Source organism: Aliiroseovarius marinus (assembly GCF_050881025.1).
Classification (GTDB): domain Bacteria; phylum Pseudomonadota; class Alphaproteobacteria; order Rhodobacterales; family Rhodobacteraceae; genus Aliiroseovarius; species Aliiroseovarius marinus_A.
In genome coordinates this window covers 218,794-241,826 of the sequence record NZ_JBNNXQ010000003.1, presented here as the reverse complement: position 1 = coordinate 241,826, position 23,033 = coordinate 218,794, and the positions used below count along the sequence as shown (strand labels likewise).

Annotated in this window: 19 protein-coding genes; 10 read left to right on the top strand and 9 right to left on the bottom strand. The window is 60.5% G+C overall.

Annotated elements, in window-relative coordinates; all coding sequences use genetic code 11:
* Window positions 1-26 precede the first annotated feature (26 nt).
* Window positions 27-1,172 carry a pyridoxal phosphate-dependent aminotransferase gene (locus ACRY08_RS10435; RefSeq protein ID WP_432449859.1) on the top strand — a complete coding sequence of 382 codons (1,146 nt, stop codon included), beginning with the start codon at window positions 27-29 and terminating at the stop codon, window positions 1,170-1,172.
* A gap of 264 nt (window positions 1,173-1,436) precedes the next feature.
* Window positions 1,437-4,061 (top strand): Hint domain-containing protein, encoded by a 2,625-nt coding sequence (locus ACRY08_RS10430; protein ID WP_432449858.1) that lies wholly within the window; start codon window positions 1,437-1,439, stop codon window positions 4,059-4,061.
* A gap of 41 nt (window positions 4,062-4,102) precedes the next feature.
* Here ACRY08_RS10430 and ACRY08_RS10425 read toward each other — a convergent pair whose 3' ends face one another.
* From ACRY08_RS10425 to ACRY08_RS10405, 5 genes are all read right to left on the bottom strand, one after another.
* Window positions 4,103-4,534: a c-type cytochrome gene (locus tag ACRY08_RS10425; RefSeq protein ID WP_432449857.1), complete on the bottom strand. Its 432-nt coding sequence runs from the start codon at window positions 4,532-4,534 to the stop codon at window positions 4,103-4,105.
* A gap of 101 nt (window positions 4,535-4,635) precedes the next feature.
* Entirely contained in the window at window positions 4,636-5,388 is a 753-nt protein-coding gene (locus ACRY08_RS10420) for a gamma-glutamyl-gamma-aminobutyrate hydrolase family protein (RefSeq protein WP_432449856.1), read from the bottom strand.
* Window positions 5,389-5,441: 53 nt separating this feature from the next.
* On the bottom strand, window positions 5,442-6,059 hold the full coding sequence (locus ACRY08_RS10415) for a helix-turn-helix domain-containing protein (protein WP_432449855.1): 618 nt from the start codon (window positions 6,057-6,059) through the stop codon (window positions 5,442-5,444).
* Between the two features lie 282 nt (window positions 6,060-6,341).
* Window positions 6,342-6,770 (bottom strand): GlcG/HbpS family heme-binding protein, encoded by a 429-nt coding sequence (locus tag ACRY08_RS10410; RefSeq protein ID WP_432449854.1) that lies wholly within the window; start codon window positions 6,768-6,770, stop codon window positions 6,342-6,344.
* Between the two features lie 9 nt (window positions 6,771-6,779).
* Window positions 6,780-8,894, bottom strand: a complete 2,115-nt coding sequence (locus ACRY08_RS10405; RefSeq protein ID WP_432449853.1) for a malate synthase G — start codon at window positions 8,892-8,894, stop codon at window positions 6,780-6,782.
* A 182-nt stretch (window positions 8,895-9,076) separates the two neighbouring features.
* Here ACRY08_RS10405 and pepN point away from each other — a divergent pair, with 182 nt between their 5' ends.
* Window positions 9,077-11,629, top strand: coding sequence for an aminopeptidase N (pepN, locus tag ACRY08_RS10400; protein WP_432449852.1), 2,553 nt, complete (start codon window positions 9,077-9,079; stop codon window positions 11,627-11,629).
* A 101-nt stretch (window positions 11,630-11,730) separates the two neighbouring features.
* Here pepN and ACRY08_RS10395 read toward each other — a convergent pair whose 3' ends face one another.
* The gene (locus ACRY08_RS10395) at window positions 11,731-12,339 is read right to left on the bottom strand and encodes a hypothetical protein (RefSeq protein WP_432449851.1); all 609 of its coding nucleotides are present in this window, start codon (window positions 12,337-12,339) and stop codon (window positions 11,731-11,733) included.
* Between the two features lie 363 nt (window positions 12,340-12,702).
* Between ACRY08_RS10395 and gatB the strand changes: the two genes are divergently transcribed.
* The gene (gene gatB, locus ACRY08_RS10390; RefSeq protein ID WP_432449850.1) at window positions 12,703-14,217 is read left to right on the top strand and encodes an Asp-tRNA(Asn)/Glu-tRNA(Gln) amidotransferase subunit GatB; all 1,515 of its coding nucleotides are present in this window, start codon (window positions 12,703-12,705) and stop codon (window positions 14,215-14,217) included.
* Window positions 14,218-14,306: 89 nt separating this feature from the next.
* Complete coding sequence (locus tag ACRY08_RS10385) at window positions 14,307-16,010, top strand: U32 family peptidase C-terminal domain-containing protein (protein WP_432449849.1); 1,704 nt, start codon at window positions 14,307-14,309, stop codon at window positions 16,008-16,010.
* 60 nt (window positions 16,011-16,070) lie between these two features.
* On the opposite strand, the gene ACRY08_RS10380 is transcribed toward ACRY08_RS10385, so the two are convergent.
* Entirely contained in the window at window positions 16,071-16,901 is an 831-nt protein-coding gene (locus tag ACRY08_RS10380; RefSeq protein WP_432449848.1) for a porin, read from the bottom strand.
* Between the two features lie 283 nt (window positions 16,902-17,184).
* Between ACRY08_RS10380 and ACRY08_RS10375 the strand changes: the two genes are divergently transcribed.
* On the top strand, window positions 17,185-17,637 hold the full coding sequence (locus tag ACRY08_RS10375; RefSeq protein WP_432449847.1) for a DUF4177 domain-containing protein: 453 nt from the start codon (window positions 17,185-17,187) through the stop codon (window positions 17,635-17,637).
* Between the two features lie 109 nt (window positions 17,638-17,746).
* On the opposite strand, the gene ACRY08_RS10370 is transcribed toward ACRY08_RS10375, so the two are convergent.
* Both ACRY08_RS10370 and ACRY08_RS10365 read right to left on the bottom strand, forming a co-directional pair.
* Window positions 17,747-18,487 (bottom strand): hypothetical protein, encoded by a 741-nt coding sequence (locus ACRY08_RS10370; RefSeq protein WP_432449846.1) that lies wholly within the window; start codon window positions 18,485-18,487, stop codon window positions 17,747-17,749.
* Between the two features lie 38 nt (window positions 18,488-18,525).
* Window positions 18,526-18,783 (bottom strand): BolA family protein, encoded by a 258-nt coding sequence (locus ACRY08_RS10365; protein ID WP_432449845.1) that lies wholly within the window; start codon window positions 18,781-18,783, stop codon window positions 18,526-18,528.
* 76 nt (window positions 18,784-18,859) lie between these two features.
* On the opposite strand from ACRY08_RS10365, the gene ACRY08_RS10360 reads away from it, so the two are divergent.
* The 4 genes from ACRY08_RS10360 (at window position 18,860) to cobT (ending at window position 22,993) form a co-directional block, all read left to right on the top strand.
* Entirely contained in the window at window positions 18,860-19,486 is a 627-nt protein-coding gene (locus ACRY08_RS10360; RefSeq protein WP_432449844.1) for a DnaJ domain-containing protein, read from the top strand.
* Window positions 19,487-19,695: 209 nt separating this feature from the next.
* Entirely contained in the window at window positions 19,696-20,682 is a 987-nt protein-coding gene (cobS, locus tag ACRY08_RS10355) for a cobaltochelatase subunit CobS (protein WP_432449843.1), read from the top strand.
* Window positions 20,679-21,122 carry a thermonuclease family protein gene (locus ACRY08_RS10350; RefSeq protein WP_432449842.1) on the top strand — a complete coding sequence of 148 codons (444 nt, stop codon included), beginning with the start codon at window positions 20,679-20,681 and terminating at the stop codon, window positions 21,120-21,122. Before cobS ends, ACRY08_RS10350 begins: the two co-directional genes overlap by 4 nt.
* Window positions 21,119-22,993, top strand: coding sequence for a cobaltochelatase subunit CobT (gene cobT / locus ACRY08_RS10345; protein ID WP_432449841.1), 1,875 nt, complete (start codon window positions 21,119-21,121; stop codon window positions 22,991-22,993). Before ACRY08_RS10350 ends, cobT begins: the two co-directional genes overlap by 4 nt.
* Window positions 22,994-23,033 lie beyond the last annotated feature (40 nt).

The window sequence follows — 23,033 nt, the reverse complement described above, 5'->3', positions numbered from 1 at the left end:
GGTCGCAGTAACCTATGGAGGTCCATGTGAAAAAATCAAGCCGCGGTCATGTTGATCCCTTTATTGTGATGGATGTGATGGAGGCCGCCCGTGCGGCGGAAGCCAAAGGTCGTCATATTATTCATATGGAAGTGGGCCAGCCGTCCACCCCAGCCCCGAAAGCCGCCCGTGACGCGTTGGTGCGTGCGATGGACGAAGACGCGATGGGCTACACTGTGGCGCTGGGTCTGCCTGCCCTGCGCGAAGGGATCGCAGCGCTTTACAAGGATTGGTATGGCGTCACGCTGGACCCGAACCGCGTGGTGGTCACGCCGGGCAGCTCGGGCGCGTTCATCCTGGCGTTCACGGCCCTGTTTGAAGCGGGCGACAAGGTGGGGCTGGGCGAGCCGGGCTACCCGTCCTACCGGCAAATCCTGAAGGCGCTGAACCTGACACCCGTGGGTCTGCCCACGAAACCAGAAAACCGTCTGCAACCGGTCCCCGCCGACATTCCCGACGGGCTGGCGGGCCTGATCACCGCCTCCCCTGCCAACCCGTCAGGCACCATGTTGGATCACGCGGCCCTTGAAGGGTTGATTGGCACCTGTCGCGACAAGGACACCAGTTTCATTGCGGACGAGATCTATCACGGGCTGCAATATGACGGCCGTGCGGTCTCGGCGCTGGAGCTGACCGATGATGTCTATGTGATCAACAGTTTCTCGAAATATTTCTCGATGACCGGTTGGCGCGTGGGCTGGATGGTGGTGCCCGAAGATCACGTGCGCCAGATCGAGCGGCTGGCGCAGAACATGTTCATTTGCCCACCCCATGCCAGCCAGATCGCCGCTTTGGGCGCGCTCCAGGGCCGTGACGAGCTGGACGCCAATCTGGCCACTTATGCCACCAATCGCCAGCTGATGCTGGAGGGACTGCCCAGCGCAGGCTTTGACAAGATCGCGCCGCCGGACGGGGCGTTTTACATCTATGCTGATGTCTCTGATCACACAAATGACAGCCGGGCCTTCGCCGCCGAGATTCTGGAAGAGGCAGGGGTTGCGGTGACACCGGGGCTGGATTTCGACCCGGTGCGCGGCGCCACCACGCTGCGCTTTTCCTATGCCCGCTCGACCGAGGACATCCGCGAGGGTCTGGCCCGGCTGACCACTTTCATGGCCGCGCGCGCCGGTTGATCGACGGATGAGGCCATGGTCTCAAGCGTGGGGCAGGTTTTGTTAAAACTTGCCCCTTTTTCGCCGCAAACTTGTTTAAATTTCACAGTTTTTCACCGCCTGCGCCATGTTTCTGCCCAGCGCGGGCGTCATCTTCATGCTCAACAAAGGGCCGCAGAGCCCTCGATTGAGGCATGAGCAGAAACAAAACAGGACAGCAACCGCTGCCCATGCCTTGCAACACGTGACCCGCTCAGCGCGGAAGATGGATGGCAAGGGCAGAAGATGGCACTTCTTGATCAGGACGATGATGGCATTCTGGACGTCGACGAGGGCTATTCCGTCGGCGTACCTTCCACGATCACCATCACCATAGACGGCGATCAGTATTCCAATATCGACAACACCCGCTGGGAATTGCGCGCGCCCGACGGCACGCTTATCGCCTCTGGCACCAATACCGGCAGCGGTGTGCAGACATGGGATGTGCCGGTGGCTGGCACAGGCAACTACAGCTTTACCATTATTGACGACTACGGCGACGGGCTGGCCGGTGGAGATCCTGCCTACTATGCCATTTCGCTTGATGGGAACGAGGTTTTCAACAGCGGCGCGAACCCGAATTTCGGCACGACCACAACCGAGACCTTCAACGTCTCTTCCGTGACCAACACCCGCGACACGGATGGCGACGGCATTGCCGACCACCTGGACCTGGACAGTGACAATGATGGCATCGCTGACAATATCGAGGCGCAGGCCTCGGGTCCGATCCTGTCCCCCACCGGGGCCGATCTGGATGGCAACGGGGTGGATGACGGCTATGGCGCCGGCCTGACGCCGGTGGACACCGATGGCGACGGCATTGCGGACTACATCGACACGGACAGCGATGGAGACGGCATTCTGGATGTGGTCGAGGCCGGCCACGGCGTGGATCAGGCCACCATCGACGCCTCGGGCGACACAGATGGCGACGGCATCATGGATGCGGTCGACAATGTGGTTGGTGCAGATGTGAACAACGACACCGTGGACGGGTCAGGCAATTATTCGCTGGCCGACACGGATGGTGACACCTCTGCCAACGGATCTGGCGCAACGCCCATGACCTCGGATTTCGACTTCCGCGATGCAACCGGTGTTGATGACGTGGTGGAAGGCACCGCAGGCAGCGACGTGATCGACGGTGGCTTTGTCGGCGACCCCGATGGCGATCTGGTCGATGCCAATGACAACGCGTCAGCCAACAATGACGATGTGATCAACGCTGGCGCCGGTGGTGACACCGTTTATGCAGGGGCCGGCAATGATACCGTGGACGGTGGCACCGGCGATGATGTGATTTATGGCGACAGCCTTGGTGACAATTCAGGCGAGGTGCTGGACTGGTCAGATCAAGGCGCCAATGGCGCGGACCTGTCGGGCGGGTTCACCCAGACCACAGGTGTGATGGATGTGACCGTGGGTTTCACGGACACCGGCAACAACGCTGCGACCTTCACGCTGGACACCAGCACGGCACAGTATTCCGATACGGGCGAGCCTTTCGACAATTCGGGCGGACGCCTTTACGGCAACGGTGATGCGGACACTGCTGACGTCACCATTGATTTTGCCGGCAACACGGCCGACGCGTCGGACAATGTTGAAAACGTCTCCTTCCGGATCAACGATCTGGACTTTGGCGCCTCGAACCATACCGATACGATCACCGTGACCGCCACGGATGCGGACGGCAACCCGGTCACGGTCACTCTGACCGGCGGCACGGGCATGACCATTGTCGGCAACACCGCCACGGGCACCTCCGCGCAGGACGCAATTGACGCCGAAGCCTCGCTTCTGGTCGAGATCGCCGGGCCGGTATCCAACATCTCGATCTCCTATTCAAACGGCCAGAACATCACCCACGCCGTCTTTATCACGGATGTGCATTTCACCCCGATCATGACCGGCGGAGACGACATTCTGTCGGGCGGAGACGGCGACGACCAGATTTATGGCGAAGACGGCAATGACACGCTGGATGGCGGCGCGGGCGTCGACACACTGGATGGTGGCGCAGGAGACGACACGATCCGCACCGGCGCGGGTGACACGGTCACCGGTGGCGACGGCGATGACAGCATCTACCTGGACCCGACCGATGCGCTGGACGGCTCTGGCGGCACGATCACCATTGACGGGGGCGAGGACCCTGATGGGCTGGACAATGACACGCTCTATCTGGGCCATCTGGGCACGGTGTCAGATGTCACGTTTGATCCCGGCAATTCGGAAAACGGCACGGTTACCCTGGCGGATGGCACGGTCGTCACCTTTACCAATATCGAGAATGTCTTCATCTGCTTCACCGATGACACGATGATCATGACCAATCGCGGCGAACGTCCGATCCAGTCACTGGCCCCCGGCGACATGGTGCTGACGCGCGACAATGGGCTGCAACCCATCCGTTGGATCGGGGCCAAGACCGTGGACGCCCACGCCGAGGCCGCCCCCATCCGCATCGACGCCGGATTGTTTGGCAATCACAGCCCGCTTCTGGTCTCGCCCCAGCACCGGATGGTGTTCGAAGGCTATGAAGCCACGTTGATGTTTGGCGCAAGCGAGGTGATGATCCCGGCCCGCCACCTTCTGAACGCTGAGGGCGTGCGGGTGACCCCTCGGGCGCAGGTGACCTATCACCATATGCTGTTTGACCAACACGAGGTGGTCTTTGCCAATGGTGCGCCATCGGAAAGCTATCACCCCGGTCAGGAAGGTCTGGGCAATCTGGATGATGCGGGCCGCGAAGAGCTGTTTTCTCTGTTCCCGGAGCTGCGCACAAACCCCAATGGCTATGGCCAGACCGCGCGTACGGTCTTGCGCAGATATGAAGCTCAGGCGCTGCGCCTCGCCGCCTGAGCTCACACATTAAACAGATTTACAGCGCGCCAGTGGTCCCCTCAGGAAATCCCGTTGGCGCGCTGAACCGTTCTGAGATAGCGGATGATCTCGGCCACTTCGGCCCGCGTGATCCCTTCGACAGGCGGCATGTCCCCAAAGGGCCAATGGTGCGCCCGAACGCCCAATTCTGCGGCCCGGAAGAAGGCCGCATCGCCGTGGTGGGACGGCTCGTAAATCTTGTGGATCAAGGGCGGGCCAGAGCCTTCGATCCCGCCTGCATTGTCCCCGTGGCAGGCTGCACATTTGGCCCCAAAAGCCAACCTGCCGAGGGAGTAACTGTCATCCATTTCAGGCATGATCACGGCCAGCATCTCGCCGCTGTCCAGACCGGCCTGATCCACCGGGGCGTCCTTACCACCTGCCCGCATCGACAGGCTGGTCGCCAGCCCCAGCCCCGCCAGCGCAGCCACCGCCAACATCATCTGTTTCATATTGCGTTACTCCCTGTGTTTGCCACCGGAATGGGGCTTCCAGCGGGGGGAAGGTCAAGCGGTTGGGCGCGTCCAACTGGCTGGCTCACGCAAGCGTGATATCAGGCTTTCGCCGCCACCCAGCCACGGGCGGCGTCGCCAAATGCCTCAAAGAGCACGCGCGAGACCGGATCATCGGCCGCGCGGTATTCCGGATGCCATTGCACCGACAGGGTAAAGCCCGGCGCATCTTTGATCACGATCGCCTCGGGCGTGCCGTCATCGGCGTGCCCTTCAATGATCACACGGGGGCCGGATGTCTTGATCCCCTGCCCGTGCAGCGTGTTGGTGCGCACGGTCTTGCCCAGCATGCCGTGAAACACCCCGCCTTCGTCGAAATGCACATCGTGGCGGATGGCAAATTTCTCGTCGATGGTGCCATCGGGCGGCATGCGGTGGTTCATCCGCCCCGGCAACTCGCGGATTTCAGGATAAAGCGAGCCGCCCATGGCCACGTTCACCTCTTGAAAGCCACGGCAGATGCCAAAGAACGGCTGGCCCCGGTCCACACAGGCACGGATCAAGGGCAGCGTGATCGCATCACGGCAGCGGTCAAATTCGCCATGCGCCTCGGTCGGGTCTTCGCCGTATTCCTCGGGGTGCACGTTGGGTCGCCCGCCGGTGAAGAGGAACCCGTCGCAGGTGTCCAGAAGCTCTTCGACGGTCACGAAACGCGGGTCCGAGGGCACGATCAGCGGCAGGCAGTGAGACACCTGTGCAACCGCCTCGGAATTCATCGTGCCGCCCGCATGGGTCGGGTAATTGTCATTGAGCAGATAGGAATTGCCAATGATGCCGATGATGGGTCGTCGCATGATCTCTCCGCGCGTTAGGGTCCCGTTGTGATTAGCCGACCGGGGCACGAAGTTCAAACCCCGTGGGTTTCACGTTCATTTGTGATCGCCACCACCACGCGCGCATCCCCTTGCCCGGTGTTTTCATAGGAATGATCGAACTTGGCATCAAAGTAAAAGGCGTCATCGGTGGCGATGTCAAAACGCCGCCCATGCACCCGGATCGAGATTTGCCCTTGAAGCACATAGACCAGTTCCACCCCCGGATGGGCATGGGCTGCGGCGGGGCTGGCACCTTCGGGAAACTCGGCCACATAGGCTTCAAGATTACGGCCCTTGACCGGGTAGTCGAGGCTTTCAAACAAGAACGCCACCCCGTCAGGCCCTTCCACCGGCAGGCGCAGACGGTCGGCGGCGGGAATGTGTTCACAGACGGGCTGGGCATCTTCGGGCGCAAAGAAGTGGTCCAGCCCGACGCCGAAAACCAGCGAAATGCGCACCAGCGTGGGCAAGGTCGGCACCAAAACGCCGCGCTCCAGTTTCGACAACATGCCCGCTGACAGCCCCGTATGCTCGCCCAACTGCGCCAACCCCAGCCCTTTTTCATGGCGTAGCTTTTGCAGTTTGGGACCGATGCGATAGGCTTCGATCTGGTCGGTCAAAGTTTCAGACAGCATGGGCACCTCGCGCATCAGCGAAACCTGTTGCGGCGATCTGAACGCGCAGCAACGGAGTTTCTGTCTAAAGCGTTTCCAGTTATTGTTGGATCACGACAATAACTGGAAACGCCCGCAATCCTCTAAGGTTTCGCGGCGTTTCCACATCAAGCTGATTCAACATGATGTGGAAACGCTTTAACGCGAACCCGGCGGCGCGGCCAGTTTATTCCCCCCAGATTGTTCCCTTTGCGCAGAAAAATATCCTGTCAGGAAAGAACCTCGGGGCACGCCGCCCCTGCCCCAGTCATCCGGTGATCATCCGTCGGCATGCAGCCCAACCGCCTTGATCCCGACAGTTCCGGCCTCGAGATCATTTTCGGAACTGTCCCCGGTGACCCCCACGGCCCCGATCACGTCGCCCGCGTCATTGCGCACCAATATGCCCCCCGGCACCGGCACCAGCTTGCCACCGTAGGCGGCCCCAGCGGCCGCGATGAAATAGGCCTGTGCCTCGGCGCGGTCGCGCTGCGCAGTGCCGCCAATTCCCAGCATGACTGATCCATAGGCCTTGCCGCGCGCAATATCGAACCGGCCCGGAGGTGCCCCATCGGCACGCTCAAAAGCCAGCACATGCCCGCCGGCATCCACCACCACAACAGACAGGGGCTTCATGCCCTGTTCCTGCCCATACCCCATCGTCTCGTGAATGATGACGCGGGCTGCGTCCAAGGTAATCTGGTTCATCTATGCCACTCAAGCCTTTGATTTATCTTTTGATTTCTTCTCAATACGCCGCGCGTGCAGAACCGGTTCGGTATAGCCCGACGGCTGCGCGCGCCCCTTGAACACAAGGTCACAGGCGGCCTGAAATGCCACGCCATCAAACCCCGGTGCCATCGGTTGATAGCTGGGATCGCCCGCGTTTTGTGCATCAACTTTCACCGCCATCTTGCGCAGCGCGGCCATCACCTCATCCTCTGACACCACACCGTGATGCAGCCAGTTGGCCAGCGCCTGTGATGAAATCCGGCAGGTCGCGCGGTCTTCCATCAGGCCCACATCGTGGATATCGGGCACTTTCGAGCAGCCCACCCCAGCATCAATCCAGCGCACAACATAGCCCAGAATGCCTTGGGCGTTATTCTCGATCTCTTCGCGAATGTCATCGCCGGACCAGTTCACGCCTTCGGCCACGGGGATCGTCAAAAGATCCTCCAACGTGCCGCGCGCGCCACCTTGGGCCAGCTCGTCCTGCCGCGCCAGCACGTCGACCTGATGGTAATGCGTCGCGTGCAACGTGGCGGCGGTCGGGCTGGGCACCCAGGCGCAGGTGGCCCCCGCCATCGGGTGACCGATTTTCTGGTCCAGCATGTCGGCCATCCGGTCAGGCGCGGCCCACATGCCCTTGCCGATCTGCGCCCGGCCCTTCAGCCCGCAGGCCAGCCCGATATCGACATTGCGATCCTCGTAGGACGCAATCCACGGCGCGTTTTTCATGTCACCCTTGCGGATCATCGGACCTGCTTCCATCGAGGTATGAATCTCGTCGCCCGTGCGGTCCAAAAAGCCCGTGTTGATGAAGGCCACGCGGGATTTTGCCGCGCGGATACATTCCTTCAGGTTCACTGACGTGCGCCGTTCTTCGTCCATGATGCCCAGCTTCACGGTGTTGGCAGGCAGGCCCAGCAGGGCCTCGACGCGGGTGAAAATCTCGTCTGCAAACGCCACTTCCTCGGGCCCGTGCATCTTGGGTTTCACCACGTAAACCGACCCGTGCAGCGAATTGCCGCCCTCGCGCATCAAATCATGCATGGCACAGAGCGTGGTGATCACCGCATCCATCAGCCCCTCGGGCACCTCGCTGCCATCGGGCAGCAGGATCGCCGGGTTGGTCATCAGGTGACCCACGTTACGCACCAGCATCAGCGCACGGCCTTTCAATGTCACTTCGCCATCCGGCCCGTCAAAGACGCGATCGGCGTTGAGCTTGCGCTCAAAACTCTTGCCGCCTTTGGTGACCTCTTCGGTCAGCGAGCCATCCATCAAACCCAGCCAGTTGGCGTAAGCGAGCACCTTGTCATCCGCATCCACGGCCGCCACACTGTCTTCGCAATCCATGATCGCGGACATGGCGCTTTCCAAGATCACATCGGACAGGCCTAGGGGGTCGGTTGCGCCAATCTCGCTTGCCTCATCAAACTCAAGAACGATCTTCAAGCCGTTGTTATCATAGTAATAACACCCATCACGACTGCCCAGAAACTGGGACGGGTCTGCCAGCGCAGGCGGGGTTTTTCCAATCATCACCGCCTCGGACCAGCTGCCCGCCGCCAAGGGCAGTGCTGCATCCAGAAAACCTTTCGCCGCCGCGATCACCCGCGCCCCGCGCACCGGGTCATAGCCGCCGCTTTCGGGCAGATCGCCCAGCGCGTCGGTGCCATAAAGCGCGTCATAAAGGCTGCCCCAACGCGCATTGGCCGCGTTCAGCGCATAGCGCGCGTTCATGATCGGCACCACCAGCTGTGGGCCGGGAATTTGGGCGATTTCCGGGTCAACATTTTCGGTCTCGATCGAGAAATTCGGCCCTTCGGGCACCAGATATCCGATCTCTTCCAGAAACGCGCGATAGGCGGCGGCGTCATGGGGTTGCCCAGCGCGTGCCTTGTGCCAATTATCCAGTTGCGCCTGAAGGCTGGCGCGCTTGTCCAGAAGCTGGCGGTTCTTAGGCGCCAGATCGGTCAGGATCGCCGCGAAACCTTTCCAGAAATCATCATAGCGCAGCGCCGTGCGGGCCAGCGCGCGGGTTTCCAGAAAACGGCCCAGTTCTTTGTGAACCTGCAATCCGGCCCGTTCGATATACTCGCTCATGCTGACCCCTCCTTCAGTGGCGTTGATCCTGTCAGAGTTTCCGATACGCGTCACAAGCGCAACCGGGTTTCTTTGCCCGTTCACTTAAACAGGGGTTAACCGAACGGCATCAGGCCGGGTCTTGCAGGCGGATGCAGCCGGGCCTAGGGTGCGCTTCTGGACCGACAGATGAAGGACATTCCATGACCGATGCGCGCCCCCAGCCGATTTACCTTGCCGACTATACACCTCCGGCCTTTCTGGTGGATGAGGTTGCGCTGACCTTCCATCTGAACCCCACCGCCACGCGGGTGGTGTCGCACATCAGGTTCCGCCCCAACCCTGACGCCAAAAGCCGCGAATTTTTCCTTCATGGTGAACAGCTTACCCTGCTTCGGGCCCGCATAGACGGGGTCGACATCACCCCCGATCTGGTGGATGGCGGGTTGAAAGCTGACGTGCCCGAGGCGCCCTTTACCTTCGAGGCAGAGGTGGAAATCAGCCCCGAAACAAACACCGCGCTGGAAGGGCTTTACATGTCGGGCGGCATGTATTGCACCCAATGCGAAGCCGAGGGCTTTCGCCGCATCACCTATTACCCGGACCGCCCCGACGTGATGGCGCCCTTCAAAGTGCGCATCGAAGGCTCTGACCCTGTTTTGCTGTCCAACGGCAATCCGATTGCTTCGGGTGACGGCTGGGCGGAATGGGACGACCCCTGGCCCAAACCCGCCTATTTGTTTGCTCTGGTGGCCGGTGATCTGGTGGCCCGCGAAGACAGTTTCACCACCATGACCGGCAAAGAGGTCGACCTGAAGCTTTGGGTGCGCCCGGGCGACGAAGGCAAAACCGCCTTTGGCATGCAGGCGCTGAAAGACAGCATGAAATGGGACGAGGACGTTTACGGGCGCGAATATGATCTGGATATTTTCCAGATCGTCGCCGTCAGTGATTTCAATATGGGCGCGATGGAAAACAAGGGGCTGAATATTTTCAACACCTCTGCCGTTTTAGCCTCGCCCGAGACGTCGACAGACGCCAATTTCGAACGCATCGAGGCGATCATCGCGCATGAGTATTTTCACAACTGGACCGGCAATCGGATCACCTGTCGCGACTGGTTCCAGCTGAGCCTGAAAGAGGGTCTGACCGTTTTCCGCGACCAGCAGTTCTCGGGCGATATGCGGTCGAAAGCCGTGTGCCGGATCAACGATGTTTCGGCCTTGCGTGGCCGTCAGTTCCGCGAAGATAACGGCCCGCTGGCCCATCAGGTGCAGCCCGACAGTTTTGTCGAGATCAATAATTTCTATACCGCAACCATCTATGAAAAGGGTGCCGAACTGATTGGCATGCTGAAGACCTTGGTGGGGGATGCAGCCTATGACGCGGCACTGGACCTGTATTTCCAGCGCCATGACGGTCAGGCCGCCACGATCGAGGATTGGGTGCGTGTGTTTGAAGACAGCACCGGGCGCGACCTGACGCAGTTTCGCCGCTGGTACAAACAGGCCGGCACGCCGCGTGTGGCCGTGTCCGAAGATTGGGCAGATGGCACCTATCGGCTGACCCTGCGCCAATCGACCCCACCAACACCGGGACAGGATGAAAAGCTGCCCCAGCACATCCCCTTTGCGGTCGGGCTGCTTGGTCCCAATGGGGACGAGGTTCTGCCAACCCAGATCCTTGAGCTGACCGAAGCGGAACAAAGCTTTGCCTTTGAGGGGCTGGCCGACAAGCCGACCCCATCGCTCCTGCGCCATTTCTCGGCCCCGGTGATATTGGAGCGTGAAAGCACGGCAGAGGAGCGCGCCTTCCTTCTGGCCCATGACACAGACCCGTTCAACAAATGGGAGGCCGGGCGCACACTGGCCAAGGACGTGCTGGTGGCGATGATCACCGGCGAAGACGCGCCGATTGACGCCTATCTGGAGGCGATCACGGTGATGCTGCGCGATGATGCCCTGGACCCTGCCTTCCGCGCGCTGACGCTGGGGCTGCCCGGTCAGGACGATCTGGCGCAGACGCTGTTTGACGCGGGCGTGACCCCGGACCCGCAGAAAATCTATCGCGCCCGCCAGACGCTGTTGCAGGCCATGGCGGAACATCTGCAAGATCACCTGCCCCGCATGATGGCGGAAATGGACGTGACCGCGCCGTTTGCTCCCAACGCCGAACAGGCGGGCAAACGCGCGCTGGGGCTGGGGCTCATGACCCTTCTGACCCGGCTGGACGGGGGCACCGCGGCTCAGGCGCTTTATGATCGCGCCGACAACATGACCCTGCGCCTTGGCGCGCTGGGAGCGCTGTTGCAGGCCCAGAAAGGCGACGCGGCTTTGGCCGATTTCCGCACGCGCTTTGACGGCGACGCGCTGGTCATGGACAAATGGTTCGCCATGCAGGTCAGCCACGCAGCCCCCGATCAGGCCGTCTCCATCACGAAAGCCCTGACCGAAGACAAGGATTTCAACTGGAAGAACCCCAACCGCTTCCGGGCGGTCTTTGGCGCCTTGATGATGAACCCCGCGGGCTTTCACCATGCGTCGGGCGAAGGCTATGCGGTGTTTGCCGACTGGCTGATCAAGCTTGACCCGGTAAACCCGCAAATCGCGGCCCGTATGTCATCGGCATTTGAGACATGGCGCCGCTATGATGCGGACCGGCAAAACATGATGAAAGCCCAGATCGAACGGGTGCTGGCCACGGACGGGCTAAGCCGCGACAGTCAGGAAATGCTGGGGCGTATTCTGAACGGCTGAGGCAGGACAGCAAAAAGGGCGGGCCCAACCGGTCCGCCCTTTTGTCTTCCGATCACCGACACGCGCCGATGCAATGGGTCAAGCTCGGCGCCCCACGGGGGTCACCCCTTCGAGCAGTAATTCTGCTGGCTCACCCAACGGCGCATACCTTCGCGCTTTTTCTTGGAATGGAACGGGCCCCAGTCTGCGGCCACGCCCCGCATGCCCTTGGACACCACATTGTCGCGCGGCACGGTCACGGCCATGATGCGCACGGCACAGCTGAGGTTCAGCTCGCCGTTTTTCAGCGCCGAGCCCGACCGCGCCTCGCAGCCATAGCCGCGCGCCGTCGCGGGCAGGATCTGAACCAGACCATACCATTTGCCGCCGCCGCCCACGACGGTCTCGCGCCATGTGCTTTCATAAAAGGACAGTGACGACAGCAGCCCCGCCCAGAAAGCGTTGCGGCCGGCCACGTCCTGGTTCACATATTCCGGGCACCAGCGATCGATATCTGCCGGTACGGTCTGGGCCAGGGCAGTGCCGTGGGTTTCCAGCGCCTTGATGGTGGCGCGTGTCCAGGCGGCCGCGCGTTTCTTTTCGTCCCATTGCATGGTCAGCACAGGCGCGCGAGGCGCGCGGGTGGCGAACACCTCTTCTGCCTGTGCAGACAGCGGCAGGCTGGGTGCCATGAAAAGGGCGGCCACAAGGCCCATGAACAGTCGTTTCATCTCTCTCACTCCGGTCATTTCTGATCCCGTCACGTCGATCGCGGTGAAATAAGGTGCGCGCTTGCACAAAACAACCTGCCCTTTTGGGCAGTGCAGCAATTGGCTAAAATCCGCTCATATTCCTTATTTACATAACGGATATGCACGTTGCGAATTGCAACTTGGGGACAATGACGCTCTGAAAACATGGATTGTCGCTGCGATGCAGCATAATCTCCCCCACCCGCCGGCACATGCGCACCCTCGCCCTGCGGCCCCGCCCTGCACCCCTATGGCAGGCCCGCAGACCGGTCGCGCCCTCTTGCCCCCACAGCGCCCCTCCACTAGAACGCGGGCAGAGACAGAAACACGGGAACGCTGCACATGCTGGATCATCTCGCCTACGAGGCGCCGACGCCGAAAACCATCGCGGGCGCAAAGGACGATTGGGAACTTGTGATCGGGATGGAAATCCACGCGCAGGTCAGCTCGAACGCGAAACTGTTTTCGGGCGCCTCGACCAAGTTTGGCGCAGAGCCCAATTCCAACGTGGCCTTCGTGGACAGCGCCATGCCCGGCATGCTGCCCGTGATCAACGAATATTGCGTCGAACAAGCCGTGCGCACAGGGCTGGGCCTGAAGGCCGAGATCAACCTCTTCTCCGCCTTTGACCGCAAGAACTATTTCTACCCGGACCTGCCGCAGGGCTATCAGATTTCGCAGCTTTACCACCCCATCGTGGGCGAAGGCGAAGTGATCGTGGATATGGGGCCGGGTATTGCCCGCCGCGTGCGTATCGAGCGTATTCACCTTGAGCAGGATGCGGGCAAATCGGTGCATGACATGGACCCGAACATGTCCTTCGTGGACCTGAACCGCACCGGTGTGGCGCTGATGGAGATTGTCTCGCGCCCCGACATCCGTGGCCCCGAAGAAGCTGCCGCCTATGTCACCAAGATGCGCCAGATCCTGCGCTATCTGGGCACCTGCGATGGCAATATGCAAAACGGCAATATGCGTGCCGATGTGAACGTGTCGGTCTGCCGTCCGGGCCAATACGAGAAATACATGGAAACGCAGGATTTCGGCCATCTGGGCACGCGCTGCGAAATCAAGAACATGAACTCGATGCGGTTCATTCAGGCGGCCATCGACTTTGAAGCCCGTCGCCAGATTGCCATTCTGGAGGATGGTGGCGAGGTGGTGCAGGAAACGCGCCTTTACGATGCGGATAAGAACGAAACCCGCTCGATGCGGTCAAAGGAAGAGGCGCATGACTACCGCTACTTCCCCTGCCCCGATCTGCTGCCCTTGGAGATTGAACAGGACTGGGTCGACGGGATCGCCGCCACACTGCCCGAGCTGCCGGACGAGAAAAAAGCCCGCTTCGTGACCGATTTCGGCCTCTCGGAATATGACGCGGGTGTGCTGACCGCCGAGGCGGAAAACGCCGCCTTTTTTGAAAAGGTCGCCGAGGGTCGTGACGGCAAACTGGCCGCCAACTGGGTGATCAATGAACTCTTTGGCCGCTTGAAGAAAGAAGATCACGCGATCACCGAAAGCCCGGTCAGCCCCGAGCAGCTGGGCGGCATCATCGCGCTGATCTCGAAAGGTGATATTTCGGGCAAAATCGCCAAAGACCTCTTTGAGATCGTCTATACCGAAGGTGGCGATCCTGCCGAGATCGTCGAGGCGCGCGGCATGAAACAGGTCACCGATACGGGCGCCATCGAGGCGGCCGTGGACGAGGTGATCGCCGCCAACCCCGCACAGGTCGAAAAGGCCAAGGAGAACCCGAAACTGGTTGGGTTCTTCGTGGGTCAGGTGATGAAAGCCACGGGTGGCAAGGCCAACCCGAAGGCCGTGAATGAAATCGTGACGGCCAAGCTGGGCCTCTGATTTCAAAAGAAAATTTGTGACGAAGGCCCCAGACCGGGGCCTTTGCCATTTCTCAAACCCGCCATATGCGCGAACATACGGGTGATAAGATGACGGAATTGAACACACAAAGGCGATCCGAGCTTTTGATGCCCGCGGGCAACCTGCGAAAGCTGAAAATGGCGGTGCTTTACGGCGCGGATGCGGTCTATCTGGGCACGCCGGATATGTCACTGCGCACGAAATCGCAATTCTCGCTTGAGGATGTGATCGAGGGAGTTGAGTTCTGCCACGCGCATGGGCGCCGCGCCTATCTGACGCTGAACCTGTTCTCGCATAACAGCGACATTCCCAAGCTGGACGAATATATCGACACGGTGCGAAAGGTGAAGCCCGACGGGTTGATCATCGCCGATCCGGGCGTCTTTCAATATGTGCGCGACCGTGCGCCCGAGCTGCCGCTGCATATCTCGACCCAGGCCAATGTTTGTTCGTGGTTGTCGGTGAACTTCTGGGAAAGCCAGGGCGCGGAACTTGTGGTTCTGGCGCGCGAAGTCTCCTACCCCGAACTTGTGGAAATCCGTGAGAAATGCCCCGATGTAAAGCTCGAGGCCTTTGTGCATGGCGCCATGTGCATGACCTATTCGGGCCGCTGCCTGTTGTCGAATTTCATGGCCGAACGCGGGGCGAACCAAGGCAACTGCGCAAACTCCTGTCGCTGGAACTACGGCGTGCGCATGCGGCTGAAGGACGGCACGGTCGAAGACCTGAACATCACCGAAGAAAACGCTGATCTCTTTGAGTTTTTGCTGGAAGAAGGCTGCCGGCCGGGTGAGTTCATGCCGATCGAGGAAGACGGGCGTGGGTCCTACATCCTGAACTCGCGCGATCTGTGCATCATGCCCAAGCTGGATGAGTATCTGAAGATCGGCGTGGACAGTTTGAAGGTCGAAGGGCGCGGCAAATCGGAATATTACTGCGCCATCGTCGCCCGCGCCTATCGCATGGCCATCGACGACTATTACGCAGACCCCGAAAACTGGGACCCCAAGCCCTACATGCGCGAGCTGGAGGCGGTGGGCAACCGCGGCTACACGCTGGCCTTCCATGAAGGTCGCCTGACCAATTACGCCCATGATTACGAACACACCGCGTCGCTTGCGCAGTGGGAATATGCGGGCGTGGTGCGCGAGGTGACGCAAGACGCTTTCCTGATCGAGGTAAAGAACAAGCTTGAGGCTGGTGAGGTACTGGAGTTCATTTCCCCCATCGCGCGCGAGACCGTTCTTTTGCGCATGTATGACTTTGAAGACGCCGAAACCGGCGAGGTGAAAGAGGTCGTACAGGGCGGCACCCGCACCACCATCCGCGTGCCATTTGCGCTTTTTGATCACGAGGATCTGGATGATCTGAAGGCGCGCTTCCCGGCTTTCTCTGTGATGCGCAAGGAAAAGGCGCTGACGGACGAGCAATGGAAGCGCATCCGCTTTGACAAGCTCACCCAAGGGCTTGAAATCACGGGCAAAGAGAACACAAAAGCCTATGAGAAACGGCGCGATGAGCTGTCCGCTGCGATTGCCGAGGACGGGCGCGAAACGCGGCTGAAAACCAACCGCGTTGGCGTGGATGGCTGCTGTGGTAAGGGCTGCAATGGCTGCCTGATCTTCTGGCAGGGTGATCAATATGCCAAGGCGCGCGAGGTGCTGTTGAAGCGCAAGCAGGGCGAACAACTCAGCCGCGCCGAAGCGCAGGCGCTGAAGCTGCCAGATGCACCCGATCAGCCACCCAAGCTGACCGGTACAGCAGGCGCATAAAAAACGGGGCCGCGCGGCCCCGTTTTCACATCGATGTTCGGATGTCGCCCGCCGGGAAGCTTACAAGCCCTGCTGATGGCGCAACATGGAGCGCGACCCGAAGGTTGTGCCCTTCGACGCGCCAAACGCATAGGTCAGACCAAACCCATATACCGGTTCATTCACGACGACAGAGGTGCCGTCATTAAAGTTCGTGCCAATGCTGGCATGTCCCAGATTGCCATAGATCGACAAGGCCTCTGTCGGGCGATAGCGCGCTTCAATGCGCCATGCGTCTGTTTCACCCTCATAGTCAACCAGCTCGGACCGGCCATGGATGTAATTCACACCGACCGAAAACCGGTCATTGATGGCATAGCTGGCTCCCAGATCAATCACATGGCCCGTGCCAAAATCTTCGTTCACGAAAGAGGCCGCAACTTCAACGCTGACCGCCCCGAAATCATGTGCAATTTCAGCGCCGTAGTAGGTGAAAAGCAGCTCTTCGCTATCCGTTCGGCTCAGCCCCAGCTCGGGCACGCTCAGGGTGCTGGTGATCTGCCCAACCTCGCGCCCGATGAACCCGCCAACAGAGGTGTCCGGCGATAGGTCATAGATCAGGTGAAGGGCCGCGGAGCCGACCTTTTGATCAATCTCGTCAATCAGGTCAAAGCCGAACAGCGTATCGGTTTCGACAAAATTCTGGCGCCAGCCGCTGAGGTCCATCTGGACCGAAAAGGCGCTGTCAAAACCCAGCTCGACCGATGCGTCCAGCATCTTGGCGCCCAGATCCCCGTGGTCTTTGTAACTGCTGTACCCAATCGTCAGCTCACCACCAACGTCAAGCGCCTGCGCGGCGGGTGCCGTGACAACGCTCAGGGCAATGGCTGCAAAAATACCTTGATATTTCATAATGCTCTTCCTCGTAACTCCCCGGTTCTGACGACCGGTCCCATAGCTTGGACTAGCTAGCGAGTGGGCGTGAAACAAGCGTTTTTGATCGTATCTGAATGCGCGGCACCTTTCGCGCGCGGAATGTTACGTTGCGGCAACAGGCCAGACCAGAGCGCAATGATGGCGCGCTGCACACGTGCAGTTGCGCCACAACCCGCCGATCTGCGTGCCCGCACACTGGCACAAGCAGCACGGGACTGGTATGCAGCCCCCTTGAAACCGCCCCGCGCGCAGCAATTTTATGACTGAGAAAGCAATGGCCATGACCCTGTCCACCGCGACCTATGAATACCAAGTGATCCCTGCCCCGCGCAAAGGCAAAAAGGCCCGGGGCGTCAAAGGCGCCGATGGGCGGTTTGCCAATGCGATGCAGGACGTGCTGAACGAGGCCGCCGCCGAGGGCTGGGAATACCTGCGCGCAGATACGTTGCCCAGCGAGGAACGCTCTGGCCTGACCGGGCGCAACACGGTCTATCAGAACATGCTGGTGTTTCGTCGACAGCTAGACGTGGACCTTCCGATGGCGACGACCGACGATGCCGCGTCAGTGCTCGCCCCCCTGGCTGAAACTCCATCTGCCGAGCCTGAGGCCCAGAGCCACGCGCCCAGCCTGCCTTCGGCACAGGATGCCAATTTGACATCCGGCGCCGCGCCTGAGATCACGCATAACGCAAGCGAACGCGAAGCGGAGTAGCCGCTTATATGTGGTGGTGGTTGCGGCGGCGCGGGCAGCCGCCCAATTTCCCCAAAGCATACGGCCATGGGACAGACGGCACGCTTGATCTTGCCGAAGTCACCGCGCTCTACGCGGACTGAACCACCTTTTCCCGAGCGCTCAAATCCAACCCTTCGGGGCTAAGATCAATCGCGCGATACAGGCTGGGGAGCACATTCCCCTCGGACTGAATAGCGGCGTCATAATCGACCACACGCAGGTCGCCAAAATCCGACCAGAAATCGCACACCGCGTCGAAGTCATAAAACCACTCGCCCGTTGACCGAAGCGCGTCCGGGCACGCCTGAAAGGCCTCGAAAGCATTTTTCAGAGACCGTTCCAGCTGACGTGTCCAACTGCGACGCAAGTCATCGGTATTGCGTTTTGCCACCACGATGATGACGTCCCGCTTCAAACCTTTCAGAAAGCGCCCCATCCGCTCACGTTCTTCCGGCGTTCTCATCAAGGTGAATTCTTCGGCAGATATCAACGCGATCCGATCATGCTGCTGTCGGATTGCCTGCGTCGCATTGGCAAACATCTTGTCGCGGGGGCCGTCTTCTCTGAGCCGGTCGAATGCGGAAATCGGTTTGTTTTTGCGCGGCCCTCCACGAAAACGCGCGCCGGTTTCCAGATCGGGCCGGATGAAGCTATGCGCCAGAACAGAGGCATGGGTCTGTTGCCAATCGGTGATCTCGCTTGCCTTATCAGGCGCGCCATAGATGTAATAGGGAATGGCGTCCCGATTTTCGCTCAGGCTGCGCTGAAACGAGGACGTTCCGGTTTTCGGGGTGCCGATATGCAAATAGAGCGGATGGCGTGAAGGCATCTGCCGCCTGATTTTGCGCGCTACTCTTTGCAGGAACGTCATGCGCTCAACTCCAATGCCAGCGCGTGAATCTCGGACATCAAAACCGGGCCAAGGGCTGTGTGAACCGCCCTGTGGCGAGCGATGCGTGACATGTCGCGGAACGCGGCAGCGCGGATCACCACGCGAAAGTGGCTTTCGCCGCCTTCCTGATAGCCTGCATGCCCCCGGTGGCTTTCGCTTTCATCAACAACATCAAGCAGTTCGGGCTGGAACGCATCGGTCAGTTTCTGCCGTATCTGTTCGGTTCGGCTCATTTCTTCACGGTTCCCTCTTCAATCCCGGTGAAAAAGGTCTAAACTCTCGGGTCCGAGTCGAAAAGAGTAGTTTACGATGTCCAGCGACGATCCATTTGGTTTTGATATGTCGGTCTCAGCGGCCAAGAAACGCAACCCACGCGGCAAACGTGGCATGTCGGGGGCGTTTGAGACCTCGAAACGTGTCTGCGAGCACCCCGGCTGTCAGGAGGCGGGCCAGTACCGCGCGCCGCGCTCGCCCGACCACCTTGATGAGTTCAAATGGTTCTGCAAGGACCACGTGCGCGAATATAATCTGAAATGGAATTTCTTTGACGGGTCGACCGAAGAAGAGATGAACGAACAGCTGGACAAGGACCGGGTGTGGGAGCGCGAGACCAAGCCCATGGGCACCAAGGATGAACAGCGCGCCTGGGCCCGTCTGGGCGTGGATGACCCGCATCAGGTTCTGGGTGAAAACGCCACGCGCAACCCCGGCAAATCGATCACCGGCACCCGCAAACTGCCGCCCACCGAACGGCGCGCCATCGATATTCTGGAAGCCAAGGATCACTGGACCAAGGCCGAGATTCGCAAGTCCTATAAGAAGCTGATCAAGGTGCTGCACCCGGATATGAACGGCGGCGATCGCAGCCAAGAAGAGCAGCTGCAGGAAGTGCGTTGGGCTTGGGATCAGATCAAGGAAAGCCGCAGTTTCAAGTGAAGCTGGCTGTTTTTCATCAAAAATGCAGGGTGCCCATTGCGGCACCCTGTTTCGTTTTCAGACCAGACACGCAACGTCAATAACGCCAGCCTTGCCCAGCGTCACCTTTTCCCCGCCTCTCCCCTTGCACGCTCCGCGCGCATCGGGCATCACGGGCGTTGAACGTGCAACAAGCGCGCAAGGGGGCGCGTGACAGAAGGATCACCCACATGGCAGACGGCACCCTGGATATGAACGCAAAACCGACCGAGGATATCTCGGTCCGTGAGGTGTTTGGCATCGACAGCGACATGACGGTCAAAGGCTTTGCCGAACGCACAAGCCGGGTGCCCGAGGTGGACAGCACCTACAAGTTCGACCCCGACACCACGCTGGCCATTCTGGCAGGTTTTGCCCACAACCGCCGCGTGATGGTGCAGGGCTATCACGGCACCGGCAAATCGACCCATATCGAACAGGTTGCAGCCCGTCTGAACTGGCCCTGTGTGCGGGTGAACCTCGACAGCCACATCAGCCGGATCGACCTGATCGGGAAGGATGCAATCAAGCTGAAAGACGGCATGCAGGTGACCGAGTTTCAGGAAGGCATCCTGCCCTGGGCGCTGCGCAACCCCACGGCCATTGTGTTCGACGAATATGATGCGGGCCGTGCCGACGTGATGTTCGTCATCCAGCGTGTGCTGGAACATGACGGCAAGCTGACCCTTCTGGACCAGAACGAGGTCATCACCCCTCACCCGTCTTTCCGCCTGTTTGCCACTGCGAACACCGTGGGTCTGGGCGACACGACCGGGCTGTATCATGGCGTGCAGCAGATCAACCAGGCGCAGATGGACCGTTGGTCGCTGGTCGCCACGCTGAACTATCTGTCGCATGATGCGGAAACCAACATTGTGCTGGCGAAGAACCCGATCCTGAACACCGAAGCAGGTCGCAAAACCGTGGGCCAGATGGTCACTGTCGCGGACCTGACCCGCACGGCCTTCATGAACGGCGATCTGTCCACCGTGATGAGCCCGCGCACCGTGATCAACTGGGCGCAAAACGCGCAGATTTTCCGCGATGTGGGCTATGCCTTCCGCCTGTCGTTCCTGAACAAATGTGACGAGCTGGAGCGCCAGATCGTGGCCGAGTTCTATCAGCGCTGCTTTGACGAGGAACTGCCCGAAAGCGCGGTAAGCATGAGCTTGGGATGAGAACACGCGCCGCCATTTTCCTTTTGGCAGTCAGCGCCTGTGTCGCCCCTGAGGACCCCGCTTCGTCTGAAGGTCAGGACACCTCCACCGAGCTGCCCTGTCGCATCGCGCGCGTGGTCGATGGGGACACGGTCGATTTGACCTGCCCGGCCGGGCGCGTTCGGGCGCGGCTGGTAGGATATGACACGCCCGAAACGCACGAGCCGCGCTGCTCCGCCGAACTTGCGCTGGGGCGCGCGGCGACGACGCATTTGCGCAGGGTGATCAGTCGGTCGCAGGATATCGACATCCAGCTCTTGGGTGTGGACCGCTATGGCCGCGCCCTGACCAGGCTTAAGATCGACGGAACAAATGTGGCGCAAAACATGATCCAAGAAGGCTTGGCCGTGCCTTATTCCGGGGGCCGCCGCATCAACTGGTGTGCAAGGTTGAACGCATGAAAAAATCCACTGACAACCCCGCTGATCCGTTCAAGAAAGCGCTGGCTGAGGCGACGAAGACGCTTGCCGACGAGCCAGAGCTGTCAGTCAGCTTCACGGTGGACCCCTCGGGCGTCAGCCGCGACGCGATGCGCCTGCCTCAGGTGACCCGGCGCATGACCCGCGACGAGGTGCTCTTGGCGCGGGGCACGGCGGATGCCTATGCGATGAAGCTGCGCTATCACGACGAAACCATGCACGCGAGATACGCCCCTGCGGGCAATATGGCGCGCGAGATTTACGAGGCGATGGAAACCGCCCGCTGCGAAGCCATGGGCGCGCGCGACATGCCGGGCACCGCGGGCAATATCGACGCCAAGATCGGCAGCGAGGCCCTGCGCGCGGGCTATGACCAGATCACCGCCGCCGCCGACGCCCCCCTGCCCGCCGCCGCCGGATACCTGATGCGTCATCTGGCCACCGGGCGTGAACTGCCCGAAGGGGCGGATAATGTGATGGGCCTGTGGCGCGACTTTATCGAAGCGCAGTGTGGCGAGCATCTGGATGACCTGACCGGCGCGCTGGAAGACCAGCAGGCGTTTTCCCGTTTTGCCCGCCAGATCATCGAAGATCTGGGCTATGGCGACCAGCTGGGCGATGACCCGGATGGCGAAGACGATGAGAACGAGGACGAGGCCCAGCCCGAAGACGACGAGGCGCAGGACGATCCAAACTCGGAGCAGTCTCCGGATGAGGACGAGGCCGAAGCCGATCCCGAACGTTCGCAAGACGAGCAGATGGACCCGTCCGAGGCGCAGGTCACCATTGATGACATGGCCGAGGATGAGATGGGCGAAGAGGCTGAAATGCCCGACGCCGATGCGCCGATCGAGCCACCAGCCCCTGCCCCGGCCTCGGATGCGGACCCGGACTATCTGGTGTATCTGAACGAACATGACGAAGAGGTGATGGCCGAAGACCTGGCGGAACCTGCCGAGCTGGAACGTCTGCGCGCCTATCTGGACCAGCAGCTGGAGCCCTTGAAGGGAGCCGTGTCGCGTCTGGCCAACAAGCTGCAGCGCCGTCTTCAGGCACAGCAAAACCGTTCATGGTTGTTTGATCTGGAAGAGGGCATTCTGGATGCGGGCCGTTTGGCCCGCGTGGTGGCAAACCCGACGACGCCGCTCTCGTTCAAGCAAGAAAAAGACACCGAATTCCGCGACACGGTGGTCACACTGCTGCTGGACAACTCGGGCTCCATGCGCGGGCGTCCGATTTCCATTGCTGCGATCTGTGCCGATGTGCTGTCACGCACGCTGGAACGCTGTCAGGTCAAGGTCGAGGTGCTGGGCTTCACCACCCGCGCCTGGAAAGGCGGCATGGCGCGCGAAAAATGGCTCTCTGAGGGGCGTCCGCAGCAACCCGGCCGCCTGAACGATCTGCGCCACATCATCTACAAGCAAGCCGATGCCCCGATGCGGCGCACCCGCGACAATCTGGGTCTGATGATGAAAGAGGGCCTTTTGAAGGAAAACATCGATGGCGAGGCGCTGGAATGGGCGCATCGGCGCATTGTGGCCCGGCCCGAACAGCGCAAAATCCTGATGGTGATTTCCGATGGGGCGCCGGTGGACGATTCAACTTTGTCCGTTAACCCCGCGAATTATCTGGAAAAACACCTGCGCGACGTGATCGCCATGGTCGAGAAACGCAACCAGGTCGAGCTTTTGGCCATCGGCATCGGCCATGATGTGACGCGCTATTATGACCGCGCTGTCACCATCACCGATGTGGAGCAGCTGGCCGGTGCGATGACCGAACAGCTGGCCGCCCTTTTTGACAGCGACCCACGGGCCCGCGCCCGCGTGATGGGCATCAAGAAGGCGATGTAAGCCCCTTTTCACCGCCGTGATTTCACGGCATGGTGGACCC

Excerpts from the sequence above, each read along its gene's own strand:
- ACRY08_RS10405 (WP_432449853.1), bottom strand. The coding sequence starts at position 8,894 with ATGAGCGAGTATATCGAACGGGCCGGATTGCAGGTTCACAAAGAACTG.
- ACRY08_RS10375 (WP_432449847.1), top strand. The coding sequence starts at position 17,185 with ATGACTGAGAAAGCAATGGCCATGACCCTGTCCACCGCGACCTATGAA.
- ACRY08_RS10365 (WP_432449845.1), bottom strand. The coding sequence starts at position 18,783 with ATGAGCCGAACCGAACAGATACGGCAGAAACTGACCGATGCGTTCCAG.
- ACRY08_RS10430 (WP_432449858.1), top strand. The coding sequence starts at position 1,437 with ATGGCACTTCTTGATCAGGACGATGATGGCATTCTGGACGTCGACGAG.
- ACRY08_RS10415 (WP_432449855.1), bottom strand. The coding sequence starts at position 6,059 with ATGCGCGAGGTGCCCATGCTGTCTGAAACTTTGACCGACCAGATCGAA.
- ACRY08_RS10350 (WP_432449842.1), top strand. The coding sequence starts at position 20,679 with ATGAGAACACGCGCCGCCATTTTCCTTTTGGCAGTCAGCGCCTGTGTC.
- pepN (WP_432449852.1), top strand. The coding sequence starts at position 9,077 with ATGACCGATGCGCGCCCCCAGCCGATTTACCTTGCCGACTATACACCT.
- ACRY08_RS10425 (WP_432449857.1), bottom strand. The coding sequence starts at position 4,534 with ATGAAACAGATGATGTTGGCGGTGGCTGCGCTGGCGGGGCTGGGGCTG.
- ACRY08_RS10370 (WP_432449846.1), bottom strand. The coding sequence starts at position 18,487 with ATGCCTTCACGCCATCCGCTCTATTTGCATATCGGCACCCCGAAAACC.
- ACRY08_RS10385 (WP_432449849.1), top strand. The coding sequence starts at position 14,307 with ATGACGGAATTGAACACACAAAGGCGATCCGAGCTTTTGATGCCCGCG.
- ACRY08_RS10380 (WP_432449848.1), bottom strand. The coding sequence starts at position 16,901 with ATGAAATATCAAGGTATTTTTGCAGCCATTGCCCTGAGCGTTGTCACG.
- ACRY08_RS10410 (WP_432449854.1), bottom strand. The coding sequence starts at position 6,770 with ATGAACCAGATTACCTTGGACGCAGCCCGCGTCATCATTCACGAGACG.
- cobT (WP_432449841.1), top strand. The coding sequence starts at position 21,119 with ATGAAAAAATCCACTGACAACCCCGCTGATCCGTTCAAGAAAGCGCTG.
- ACRY08_RS10420 (WP_432449856.1), bottom strand. The coding sequence starts at position 5,388 with ATGCGACGACCCATCATCGGCATCATTGGCAATTCCTATCTGCTCAAT.
- ACRY08_RS10360 (WP_432449844.1), top strand. The coding sequence starts at position 18,860 with ATGTCCAGCGACGATCCATTTGGTTTTGATATGTCGGTCTCAGCGGCC.
- gatB (WP_432449850.1), top strand. The coding sequence starts at position 12,703 with ATGCTGGATCATCTCGCCTACGAGGCGCCGACGCCGAAAACCATCGCG.
- cobS (WP_432449843.1), top strand. The coding sequence starts at position 19,696 with ATGGCAGACGGCACCCTGGATATGAACGCAAAACCGACCGAGGATATC.
- ACRY08_RS10395 (WP_432449851.1), bottom strand. The coding sequence starts at position 12,339 with ATGAAACGACTGTTCATGGGCCTTGTGGCCGCCCTTTTCATGGCACCC.